Source organism: Serratia sp. JSRIV004 (assembly GCF_019968705.1).
Classification (GTDB): Bacteria; Pseudomonadota; Gammaproteobacteria; order Enterobacterales; family Enterobacteriaceae; genus Chania; species Chania fonticola_B.
The window spans coordinates 5478055-5489734 of sequence record NZ_CP074140.1; the positions used below are offsets into that span (position 1 = coordinate 5478055).

At 54.7% G+C, this 11680-nt stretch carries 12 protein-coding genes; 3 read left to right on the forward strand and 9 right to left on the reverse strand.

All coding sequences use genetic code 11. The features are described from left to right. Positions 1-85: 85 nt before the first annotated feature. Positions 86-1075: a quinone oxidoreductase gene (locus KGP21_RS26030; RefSeq protein ID WP_223536533.1), complete on the forward strand. Its 990-nt coding sequence runs from the start codon at positions 86-88 to the stop codon at positions 1073-1075. A 295-nt stretch (positions 1076-1370) separates the two neighbouring features. On the opposite strand, the gene pspG is transcribed toward KGP21_RS26030, so the two are convergent. The 3 genes from pspG to KGP21_RS26045 all read right to left on the reverse strand — a co-directional run bounded on the left by pspG (position 1371) and on the right by KGP21_RS26045 (position 3484). Further along, positions 1371-1589, reverse strand: a complete 219-nt coding sequence (pspG, locus tag KGP21_RS26035) for an envelope stress response protein PspG (RefSeq protein ID WP_021180810.1) — start codon at positions 1587-1589, stop codon at positions 1371-1373. 158 nt (positions 1590-1747) lie between these two features. Continuing rightward, positions 1748-2758 carry a tRNA dihydrouridine(20/20a) synthase DusA gene (gene dusA, locus KGP21_RS26040; RefSeq protein WP_223536535.1) on the reverse strand — a complete coding sequence of 337 codons (1011 nt, stop codon included), beginning with the start codon at positions 2756-2758 and terminating at the stop codon, positions 1748-1750. A gap of 153 nt (positions 2759-2911) precedes the next feature. Then, entirely contained in the window at positions 2912-3484 is a 573-nt protein-coding gene (locus KGP21_RS26045; protein ID WP_059199028.1) for a sugar O-acetyltransferase, read from the reverse strand. 220 nt (positions 3485-3704) lie between these two features. Here KGP21_RS26045 and zur point away from each other — a divergent pair, with 220 nt between their 5' ends. Then, positions 3705-4214 carry a zinc uptake transcriptional repressor Zur gene (gene zur, locus KGP21_RS26050; protein WP_024483981.1) on the forward strand — a complete coding sequence of 170 codons (510 nt, stop codon included), beginning with the start codon at positions 3705-3707 and terminating at the stop codon, positions 4212-4214. Between the two features lie 115 nt (positions 4215-4329). Here the strand turns inward: zur and KGP21_RS26055 are convergent, their stop codons facing one another. The 4 genes from KGP21_RS26055 to KGP21_RS26070 all read right to left on the reverse strand — a co-directional run bounded on the left by KGP21_RS26055 (position 4330) and on the right by KGP21_RS26070 (position 7400). Further along, positions 4330-4539 carry a CsbD family protein gene (locus KGP21_RS26055; protein ID WP_024483982.1) on the reverse strand — a complete coding sequence of 70 codons (210 nt, stop codon included), beginning with the start codon at positions 4537-4539 and terminating at the stop codon, positions 4330-4332. A 296-nt stretch (positions 4540-4835) separates the two neighbouring features. After that, on the reverse strand, positions 4836-6188 hold the full coding sequence (gene dinF, locus KGP21_RS26060; protein WP_223536537.1) for an MATE family efflux transporter DinF: 1353 nt from the start codon (positions 6186-6188) through the stop codon (positions 4836-4838). Between the two features lie 111 nt (positions 6189-6299). Continuing rightward, the gene (gene lexA / locus KGP21_RS26065) at positions 6300-6908 is read right to left on the reverse strand and encodes a transcriptional repressor LexA (protein ID WP_021180815.1); all 609 of its coding nucleotides are present in this window, start codon (positions 6906-6908) and stop codon (positions 6300-6302) included. A gap of 123 nt (positions 6909-7031) precedes the next feature. After that, positions 7032-7400: a diacylglycerol kinase gene (locus tag KGP21_RS26070; protein WP_021180816.1), complete on the reverse strand. Its 369-nt coding sequence runs from the start codon at positions 7398-7400 to the stop codon at positions 7032-7034. A gap of 322 nt (positions 7401-7722) precedes the next feature. Here KGP21_RS26070 and plsB point away from each other — a divergent pair, with 322 nt between their 5' ends. Then, positions 7723-10188 (forward strand): glycerol-3-phosphate 1-O-acyltransferase PlsB, encoded by a 2466-nt coding sequence (gene plsB, locus KGP21_RS26075; RefSeq protein WP_209529597.1) that lies wholly within the window; start codon positions 7723-7725, stop codon positions 10186-10188. A gap of 69 nt (positions 10189-10257) precedes the next feature. Here plsB and ubiA read toward each other — a convergent pair whose 3' ends face one another. Together ubiA and ubiC are read right to left on the reverse strand one after the other, a co-directional pair. After that, positions 10258-11124 (reverse strand): 4-hydroxybenzoate octaprenyltransferase, encoded by an 867-nt coding sequence (gene ubiA / locus KGP21_RS26080; protein ID WP_209523945.1) that lies wholly within the window; start codon positions 11122-11124, stop codon positions 10258-10260. A gap of 17 nt (positions 11125-11141) precedes the next feature. Continuing rightward, positions 11142-11663: a chorismate lyase gene (ubiC, locus tag KGP21_RS26085; RefSeq protein WP_223500467.1), complete on the reverse strand. Its 522-nt coding sequence runs from the start codon at positions 11661-11663 to the stop codon at positions 11142-11144. Positions 11664-11680 lie beyond the last annotated feature (17 nt).

The window sequence follows — 11680 nt, forward strand, 5'->3', positions numbered from 1 at the left end:
AAAAGGATTAATCACTGCGCAACGAGCTAGATAGTGTGGGCTGATAAGCGTAGGGTGAAAACAGCCATTTAAACGAGGTAGCGACATGTCAAAACGCATCCAATTCTCCGCCACCGGCGGCCCAGAAGTGCTGCAGTATGTTGATTTTACTCCTGTCGATCCCGCTGCGGGGGAGGTTCAGGTCGAGAACAAGGCGATCGGTATCAACTATATCGATACCTACGTACGTAGCGGCCTGTACCCACCGGCAAACTTCCCTAGCGGGTTAGGTACCGAAGCGGCTGGGGTAGTCATCAAGGTCGGGGCAGGTGTCAGCGCGGTCAAACCGGGCGATCGTGTGGTTTATGCCCAGTCCGCACTCGGTGCCTACAGCGAAGTTCACAACGTCCCGCTGGAAAAGGTAGCTATCCTGCCGGATAACCTCACTTTCGAACAGGGTGCTGCCTCGTTCCTCAAAGGGTTGACCGTACATTATCTGCTGCGACAAACCTATGAGATCAAGCCAGGAGAGGTGTTCCTGTTCCATGCCGCCGCTGGGGGCGTTGGACTGATCGCCTGCCAGTGGGCCAAAGCGTTGGGTGCCAAACTGATCGGCAGCGTGGGTTCAGATGAAAAAGCAGAGCTTGCCTTGCGTGCCGGAGCCTGGGCTACCATCAATTATCGCCAGGAAAACATTGCCCAGCGCGTAGCTGAACTGACCAACGGCGAAAAGGTTAACGTGGTCTATGACTCCGTAGGGCAAAGTACCTGGCAGGACTCTTTGAACAGCCTGAAGCGCCGCGGGCTGATGGTGAGCTTTGGTAATGCCTCTGGCCCGGTTACCGGTGTCGATCTGTCGTTACTCAATCAGAAAGGTTCGCTGTACGTCACCCGCCCTTCACTCAACGGTTACATCACCAACCGCCAGGAATTGCAGTTTGCCAGTAACGAGCTGTTTTCGCTGATAGGCAGTGGTGCGATCAACGTTGACGTGAAGGAAACACAAAAGTTTGCGTTGGCAGATGCCCAGCGGGCACACCAGATCCTGGAAAGCCGCCAGACCAGCGGTTCCAGCCTGCTGATCCCTGTCCTGTAGCAGCAAAAAGAAAGGGCCTCATAAGGGGCCCTTTCTAGTTTACAGCGCTTTGTAGGGGTAGAGCAGAGTCCGCCAGAGATGGGGGTTGCTTCAAGCAACACTCTTGTCAGCTCTCGCGGTGATGAAAATGATTAGCATCACTGCTGCGGAGCCATCCTAGCAGCCTCGATAAGTAAAAAATATGATTAATGTGCCGCATTCGCATTTAAAACATCAAGCTGTGATCCCCGCCACACTGGCAAGCAATCTGCCTAGTGAGTTTCAGCGTGACTGACTGATATTTCGGCAAAAAATATTAATAGCGCCGTATCTGTGGTTTCTGCATAGAACGGTATATCCACACGCCAACCACCGCCAGGATCAGCCACGGCAGCAGTTTAAACACCATGGCAAACAGCCCGCCCAGCAGCATAAAAGCCGCGGCCACAAATAACGCAGCCATCACGCCCAGCAGTGAAATACCCGTTACCAGCAGCATGGCGACAAAGCCAATCAGAAAGAACAGTTCTAACATGGGTTGCTCCTTGGCAAAACAATAGGTCTGTCTTGTTCTTTACAAGAAACGTGCCAACTTGAAGCCAATGATAACTTATTGAAATTATATAAAAATAGCGCCACAACCGGTGGCGCCATTGGTCAAAAAAACCAACTTTTAGTCAAATTTTTTGCCGATTATGCCATTTCAGTGCGCGGTGAGCGCACCAATGCCAAAGCCTGTTCGACGGTGCGCACATCGGCCCCTGGCTTATGGGCATTTTCACTCAGATGGCGGCGCCACTGCCGCGCGCCAGGAATGCCCTGGAACAGGCCAAGAATATGGCGAGTGATGTGACCCAGATAGGTTCCGTTCGCTAGCTCGCGCTCGATGTACGGATACAGCGATTCGATAATCGCCACGCTGTCCATCACCTCGCTCTGGCGGCCGAAAATCTCGCTGTCCACCCGCGCCAGAATGCCAGGATTTTGGTACGCCTCGCGCCCCATCATCACACCGTCCAGATGCTGCAGGTGCTGTTGGGCTTCTTCCAGCGTTTTCACGCCGCCGTTGATCGCAATGGTCAACACCGGGAAGTCACGTTTCAACTGATAAACACGCGGATAGTCCAACGGAGGGACTTCACGGTTTTCTTTCGGGCTCAGGCCGGAAAGCCAGGCTTTACGGGCATGAATGGTGAACATATCGCATTCCCCACGCCCGGCAACGGTAGAGATAAAATCGCACAGGAACTCATAGCTGTCCTGATCATCAATGCCAATACGGGTTTTTACCGTCACCGGGATCGACACCACGTCGCGCATCGCCTTGATACAGTCGGCCACCAAGGTCGCCTGCCCCATCAGACAAGCACCAAACATGCCGTTTTGTACCCGATCCGACGGGCAACCGACATTAAGGTTGATCTCGTCATAGCCACGCTGTTCCGCCAGTTTGGCACAGTGCGCCAGTGCTGCCGGATCGCTGCCCCCTAGCTGCAAAGCCACGGGGTGCTCTTCCTCGCTGTATGCCAGGTAGTCACCTTTACCGTGGATGATCGCGCCGGTGGTCACCATTTCGGTGTACAGCAGCGTTTCCTTACTCAGCAGGCGATGGAAGTAACGGCAATGGCGATCGGTCCAGTCCAGCATAGGGGCAATGGAAAAACGATTGGCGGCGTATTGGGTATTATTAATATCTTTCGTCATGCTGAGTTACTGGCTACCTGATAAGTCCGGGACTCGACAATCAGCGCGTTGTGCCGATGCCGCAAATGGCTATTATAACGGCAATCGACGGTCTTGGGGAAACCGTCGTTCATTCTGATTAGGATCTCAGAGCGGTAACGTTTTCTCTCGGCCCTATTCCAATTGTCGGATCACGCGACACGGCTGCCCAAGCGCCAACACGTTAGCCGGAATATCCTCGGTCACCACGCTGCCTGCGCCGATGGTAGTGCCATCACCAATGGTGACGCCAGGCAGGATCACCACGTTGCCGCCAATCCAGACGTTACTGCCAATCACCACCGGCTTGGCTGAGGTATGGAACGGAAAATCGGCATTGCCGGTAAACCGCTCGCTGGCCTTGAGCGGGTGGCTTGGCGTGTAGATTTGCGCGTTTGGGCCAATCAGCGTGTTATCACCAATGGTGATGGTGTTGCAGTCAAGAAACACCGCATTGACGTTGATAAAGCAATTCCTGCCAATGCTGATATGCTGGCCATAGTCGCACCAGAACGGTAATTCAATCCAGCTGTCATCACCCCATGCTGCAAACAACTCACGCAACAGACGCTGTTTCTCTTCAGACTGAGGTGAGTCCAACGCTGCGAGCTGTTTAGTCAGGCTCCTCGCCCGATGGTACATGGCAATCAGCTCATCATCACGGCTGTTATATACCTCACCACGCAGCAATTTCTCTCTTTCTGACATCCCAGGCTCCTGAAAGGTTTGACACCTTACGGGTTATACCGCCGTGCCCGAGTGGAGCCTATGACATAAAGCGGCAAATCGTGATCCACATCTCATTGTGCCTAGTCTTGCTGCGCAAAATCGCCCGATTTGCTGCGTTATCCAGGGAAAGCGGGGCAACCCTCGGCGATTGCGTTGAAACATGATAAAATCGGCTTCTTTGCATAGCCGGATAATTGCCATGAACTCAACCAACCAGGAAAAGCTGCTCGCGCAGGCTGAACAACTCTGTCAGCAACGCAACGTGCGACTGACCCCGCAACGGCTGGAAGTGTTACGCCTGATGGCTGAGCAACCCGGCGCCATCAGCGCTTACGATTTGCTGGATTTACTGCGTGTGGCAGAGCCGCAGGCCAAACCACCTACGGTCTATCGTGCACTGGATTTCTTGCTGGAACAGGGATTTATCCACCGCGTTGAATCGGCAAACAGCTATGTGCTGTGCCACCACTTCGAACAGCCGATGCATACCTCCGCCCTGTTTATCTGCGATCGCTGCGGACAGGTCACGGAGCGTACTACCGAAGGGGTGGAAGAAACCTTGCAGAAACTGGCTCAAGAATCAGGGTTTGTGCTGCGCCACAGCGTAGTGGAAGCCCACGGTCTGTGTTCTGCCTGTGTGGTGGTAGAAAATTGTGAAAACCAACACGATTGCGATCATGACCACAGCATTGTGGTGAAGAAAAAATAAGCGGATTGGGTTGCAGGAGGGAGCGGGTACATCCTTGTTCCCGTGGCCGTGGCAGGGGGGAAATCTGCCAGGCCGGATGGTGTCGTAGCGCCGCAATACTCAGCGGCTCATCGCGCTACCAACGATACTTGCTGTGTTCTTCCCAGGCTTTGACTTCTTTTTCGGCTGCCTCTTTCTGGTAGCCATAGCGTTCCTGGATTTTACCGACCAGCTGTTCGCGTTTCCCTTCGATCACGGTGATATCGTCATCGGTCAGCTTGCCCCATTTTTCCTTCACTTTACCTTTAAACTGCTTCCAGTTACCGTCGGCTTGATCTTTGTTCATAATCTCTCCGTTACTCTTGGTTGTCAGTTTTAGATAAATCTGGCTGGACTTAACTGAGTCAAATTTAAGGTTATCTAATGCGTCCGTTGCCAATTAAGCGCGGGCTTAATTCGCCAGCCACGTGATTAACTATAGTCACCCATCACGAAAAGTGCCCGAAAAGCAGCATGAAATAGGGTTAGGAAAAGTCTTAATAGCAAAAAACGCCGTTAAAACAGTAAGCAAGCGAACCAAAACAGCCCTCAGCACATGTAACTAAATGTGAATATCCATCCCGTATCATCAACTAGTCTGGCCTATCCATCGCTAATGGGGGGGGATGAAAACCAGGTGCCCTGCACGCTATGACGATGCCATACCCAGCCCAAAGCCGCCCCGCGCAGTGCCAGGAATACCGCCAGAGCCAGCCATAAACCGTGGTTGCCCAATACCGGCAGGGTGAACAACGTCAGCCCGTAGCCCACTGCGGCTACCGCCATGCTGTTACGCATTTCTGCGCCACGGGTGGCGCCGATAAACATGCCATCCAGCAGATAGCACCAAACCCCCACCAGAGGCAGCACCACCTGCCAGGGCAGATAATGATTTGCCAGCGCACGCAACTCCGGCAGCGAGGTTAAGCCCGCCACAATCTGCTGCCCGGCGAACAGATAAATAACGGCAAAACCACAGGCAACCAGGCAAGCCTGCCGGCAGGCGGCACGCCATACTTTACGCAGTTGCCGCCCGTCCCGCGCACCATAGGCGTGGCCGGAATGGGCTTCCACCGCGTAGGCAAAACCATCCAGAGCATAGGCGGTAAAGGTCAGTAGATTCATCAGCACCGCATTCACCGCCACCACCTCTCCGCCCATGCGGGCTCCCAGAATGGTCAACGAAGCGAAACACAGTTGCAGTAATAACGAACGCAGCATGATGTCGCGGTTAAGTGCCAACAGGCGGCGCATATCCCCACGCCACGCGGTTCGCAGCATTGTCAGCGAAATCCCCCGCATGCGTAGTACCCGCCATGCTAACCACAAACCCAGCAACAGCGTGGCGTACTCCGCAATCACCGTGGCAGTTGCGGCCCCCTGCACGTTCCAACCCAGCCCCATTACCAGCCAGATATCCAGCACGATGTTCAGCAGGTTACCGACAATCAACAGGATCACCGGCGCCCTCACGTATTGAACTCCCAGCAACCAACCGAGCAACACCATATTGGCCAACGCCGCCGGGGCACTCAGCCAGCGGATCTCCAAAAATAGCCTGGCCTGAACCAATACTTCCCGATCGCCCCCCACAATGTTCAGCGCCAAGGTGATCAACGGGGCTCGCAACAGCACAATCGCCAGCCCGGCCACCAGCGCCAACAATAACGGCTGCATAAATGCGCGAGCCAGCCGGTAGGGATCTTGCGCACCCAGCGCCTGCGCCGTCAGCCCGGTGGTGCTCATACGCAGGAACAACAACAACATAAACAGGAAGCTGGTGGCCATTGATCCCACCGCGACCCCGCCAAGGTAGCTAGGGCTATCGAGATGACCGATAACGGCGGTATCCACCAGGCCAAGCAAGGGGACGGTAATATTGGAGAAGATCATCGGCAACGCCAGACGCCACAGAGCTTTGTCGGTGTCACTGGTGAAGGCAGAAAGCAGGCGCATGGCGATATGTTCCCGTACAAGCATGGATTTTAGCGTAGCTTAGAAATGACATCGCCCCAGAGTTGGGGCGAGGTTTGCCGTTTTAAAGGGCTGTAATACGAGGTAAAACGGTTAGATCCAGTCGCCGTTGCGGATCACACCCACCGCCAGGCCTTCGATGGTGAAGTTCTGCTGGCGCAGATCGACCACGATCGGTTGGAATTCGCTGTTTTCTGGCAGCAGTTCGACAACGTTACCGTGTTTCTTCAGGCGTTTGACCGTGACCTCGTCTTCAATGCGGGCGACGACGACCTGGCCGTTGCGTACGTCTTGAGTCTTATGCACTGCCAGCAGATCGCCATCCAGGATGCCGATGTCGCGCATCGACATGCCGCTAACGCGCAGCAGGAAATCGGCATTAGGCTTGAACAGTGAAGGGTCCACCTTATAGTGCCCTTCAATGTGCTGCTGAGCCAACAGAGGTTCACCGGCAGCCACACGGCCCACCAGAGGTAACCCCTCTTCATCTTCCATCAGCAAGCGGATACCGCGTGATGCACCGGAGATGATCTCGATAACGCCTTTGCGAGCCAGTGCTTTCAAGTGCTCTTCTGCAGCATTTGGTGAGCGGAACCCCAGGCGCATTGCGATCTCGGCACGCGTCGGTGGCATGCCCGTTTGCGAAATATGATCGCGAATCAGGTCGTAGACCTCTTGCTGTCTGGTAGTTAGTGCTTTCATTCCGCCCCCTGTTTGTTTATACAGTCTTGCTGTGAGTATATACAGCTAAGTCTGGATTGGGAACCGAAGAATAAATAAAAATCAGCAGGTAGCGAGCGTGATCGCAACGATACCCGCTGGTTTTCACGCCAAATGCTGCCAAAGTACCGAAGCCCAAACGAACAGCGCCAGAATGATTGCCAGCGATACCGCCGCCGAGCCCATATCTTTGGCCCGCCCGGAAAGCTCGTGATATTCCGTCCCCACGCGATCGACAACGGCCTCAATCGCACTGTTGAGGATTTCGACAATCATCACCAGCAGCACCGAGCCGATCAACAAGATGCGCGCTATCGCTCCCACATCCAGCCAAACCGCCACGATGATAGCCACCACCGTCGCCACCAGTTCCTGACGGAATGCGGCTTCGTTCTGCCAGGCAGCGGTTAAACCTTTATAGGAATAGCCTGCCGCTTTAATGATACGCGTCAGGCCAGTTGCTTGATTTGCCATAGTTAAGAACGCCTTTCTCCAAGATGGATCATGTACCCGTCGTGTTGCAGCCGCAACGTTCCAGACAGATTTGTCAGCCCAATCACATTTTTATCGCAGCGCAGTATACAGCAAGGTTGGAATACCTTAATCACCTAGCTATGTCGTACCAATGCCGCGCGCGCATGAGTGCGCTAGAGCGGCCAATTTGATATCCATCAGGTATAATTCAACTATGTACTTCCATTGCCGTGAATGGCCGTGGATTTCCCAACGCCACAGATCTGCTACCCGGTTTCTGGTATGCTTGCGGCGAATTGCTAACAAGAGGCTTCACGTTGTCATGTCAGGTTGGCGTAAAATCTATTATAAGATATTGAACTTACCACTAAAAATGTTGGTAAGAAGTAAGGTTATCCCAACAGATCCGGTCACAGAGTTAGGGTTGGATCCCTCACGACCGATTTTGTATGTTTTACCTTATAATTCCAAGGCGGATTTACTCACCTTGCGCACCCAGTGTCTGGCGCAAGATCTGCCCGATCCCCTTAACCCGTTGGAAATCGATGGCACCGTGCTGCCAAGCTACGTGTTTATCCACGATGGCCCACGCGTATTCCGCTATTACACCCCCAAAGAAGAATCGGTAAAACTGTTTCACGATTATCTGGATCTGCACCGCAGCAACCCGGATCTCGATATTCAGATGTTGCCGGTATCGGTGATGTTTGGCCGCTCCCCAGGGCGCGAAGGCCACGGCACGCCGCACCTGCGCCTGCTGAACGGCGTACAGAAGTTCTTCGCTGTACTGTGGCTGGGGCGCGACAGCTTTGTCCGTTTCTCCAACACCGTGTCCCTACGCCGGATGGCGACAGAGCACGGCACCGATAAGACCATCGCGCAAAAACTGGCCCGTGTCGCGCGTATGCACTTTGCACGCCAGCGCCTTGCCGCCGTTGGGCCAAGCCTGCCAGCCCGTCAGGATCTGTTCAACAAGCTGCTGGCCTCCAAGGCGATTGAAAAAGCGATCGAAGATGAAGCGCGCAGCAAAAAAATCTCCCACGAAAAGGCCCAGCAGAACGCGATTGCGCTGATGGAAGAGATTGCCGCCGATTTCTCCTATGAAACGGTGCGCCTGTCCGACCGCGTGTTGAGCTGGACCTGGAACCGGCTGTATCAGGGTATCAACGTCACCAACGCCGAGCGTGTGCGTCAGCTGGCGCAGGATGGTCACGAGATCGTCTATGTGCCGTGTCACCGTAGCCATATGGACTATCTGCTGCTGTCCTATGTGCTCTACCATCAAGGGCTGGTGCCACCGCATATCGCAGCGGGTATTAACCTGAACTTCTGGCCTGCCGGGCCGATCTTCCGTCGCCTGGGCGCATTCTTTATTCGCCGCACCTTCAAGGGCAACAAACTCTATTCAACCGTGTTTCGTGAATACCTCGGTGAGCTGTTCACCCGTGGTTACTCGGTAGAATACTTTGTTGAAGGCGGGCGTTCCCGTACCGGCCGCCTGCTGGAACCGAAAACCGGCACCCTGTCGATGACCATCCAGGCCATGCTGCGTGGCGGTACACGTCCGATCACCCTTGTGCCGATTTATATCGGTTACGAGCACGTGATGGAAGTAGGTACTTACGCCAAAGAGCTGCGTGGCGCGACCAAAGAGAAAGAGAGTCTGCTGCAAATGGTGCGTGGCTTGCGCAAGCTACGCAACCTCGGCCAGGGCTACGTAAACTTTGGTGAACCGCTGCCGTTGACTACGTACCTGAACCAAAACGTCCCGCATTGGCGTGAGTCTATCGACCCGATCGAAGCACAGCGCCCAAGCTGGCTGACGCCTGCGGTCAACGATCTGGCGGCTCAGATCATGGTGCGTATCAACAACGCTGCCGCCGCCAACGCCATGAACCTGTGTTCCACCGCGCTGTTGGCCTCACGCCAACGTTCGCTGACCCGTGAGCAGTTGCTTGAGCAGTTGGAATGCTACTTACAGTTAATGCGTAACGTGCCGTATGCACCGGACGCCACCGTACCCGCGCAAACGCCAGACCAGTTGCTGGATCACGCTTTAAACATGAACAAGTTTGAAGTGGAGAAGGACAACATCGGCGACATCATCATTCTGCCGCGCGAGCAGGCGGTGCTGATGACATACTATCGCAACAATATCCATCATATGTTGGTACTGCCTTCGTTGATCGCCTCTATCGTGATGCATCACCGCCGCGTGTCGCGCGTTGAGCTGTTGCGTCAGGTCAGCCTGATCTATCCGATGCTGAAGGCCGAGCTGTTCCTGCGTTACGACAAAGAACAGCTAGCCGACGTGCTGCAACCGCTGATCGAAGAGTTGATACGCCAGCAGCTGATTTGTAGCAAAGGCGATGAGCTGGTGCTGAACCCTGCGCGCATCCGTCCGTTGCAGCTGTTGGCCGCCGGGGTGCGTGAAACCCTGCAACGCTATGCCATCACCATGTCGATCCTCAGCGCCAACCCAAGTATCAACCGGGGTGCCCTGGAGAAAGAGAGCCGCATTATGGCCCAGCGTTTGTCGGTGCTGCACGGCATCAACGCGCCGGAATTCTTCGATAAGGCGGTGTTCTCCACCTTGGTGGCGACGCTGCGTGAAGAAGGCTTTATCAATGATATTGGCGATGCGATCCGCGAGCACACCATGGAGGTTTACACCATGTTGAGCGATCTGATCACCCCGGAAATCAAGCTGACCATCGAAAGCGTCAGCATGCCGGAAGAAACCAATACCCCAGCGCTGACAGCTGAAGTCGTAAAAGAAGACGAGTAACTTACAGGCCAGTTACCACGAAAAAGGCATCCGATAATGGATGCCTTTTTACTTTTTGCGTTGGGCAAATCATACGTAGCTAAGCGCAATACCGATGAACAACACCAAGCCGACGTAGTTGTTATTCAGGAAGGCACGGAAGCAGGCATCGCGATCGCGGCCAGCCACCTGCTTTTGCTGATGGATAAACAACGCCCCGGCCAGCAACAGCGACCAGTAAAACGCGCCCCCTAACTGCATCAGATAACCTACCCACAACATCAGTAACAGCGTAGCAAACTGCAACAGCCCTACGATCAGCTTGTCATGGCGGCCAAACAGCACCGCGGTGGATTTGATCCCAATCTTCACATCGTCATCACGATCGACCATGGCATACAGGGTATCGTAAGCCACCGTCCAGCAGATATTGGCCAGAAACAGCAACCAGCAGCTCAGTGGCAGCGACTCGCTGACAGCGGCATAGGCCATCGGGATCGACCAGCCAAACGCCGCCCCCAGCACCACCTGAGGCAAATTGGTCACCCGCTTCATAAACGGGTAAACCCAGGCCAGCGCCAGAGCCGCCAGCGACAGCCAGATGGTCATCGCATTCAACGTCAGCACCAGCGCAAAGGAAACCAGCACCAGCGAGACAAACAGGATCTTGGCCTCTTTTTCGCTGACGCGGCCGCTCGGCATTGGGCGGCCTGCGGTGCGTTTCACATGCCCATCGAAAGCGCGATCGGCATAGTCATTCACCACGCAACCCGCAGCACGCATCAGGAAAACGCCAAGCACAAATACCAGCAATACCGACGGCGAAGGAACTCCCCCCCCTGCCAACCACAATGCCCACAGGGTGGGCCACAGCAACAATAGCGTGCCAATCGGCTTATCGATGCGCATCAGATGGCAATAGGCCTGCCATTTGCTTTGAATCACGCTCCCTTCCAAAGTTCTTTCTCCCCTAATTATGCCGGAGTGCCCTTTTCCACCGCATACAGTGGAGAGGCCGGTAGAAACAGTTCCGTCAGTAACAATGGTTTTCCCGCCAGACGGAGGCGAGAACGCCGCGCCCACAGATCCTTCTGCTGGCCAACATGGATAAAATCACGAGTCAGGCTTTCACTGCTGAACAGATAACGGCCCAGTGGCAACGTCCCCAGGTCGACCAGCGCCAGATCCGGCCCGGTCAGCGTTTCCTGTGGGATCACCGTACGCCCCAGCAGCCAAGGCTCGCCGTCACCCAGTAAGACGATCTCTCGCAGCCAATAGCGCTCGCTGTGTGGCAGATGAACCGCCTCTTCGGCAAGCTGGTCACGAGTGATGAAGCATTCACGCTGTGGTTCTACCTGCACACGGCCACAATGGCGCTCAAAACGGCGGGTCATGGAACCTAACTCCATCAGCCAATCGCTAACGGCGGCAGGTATTGAGGAATGTTCAGACAGCCACTCAATAGGCGGCAGGATAGGCTCCCTAATGTCAGACATTATGCTACTCCAGGCCG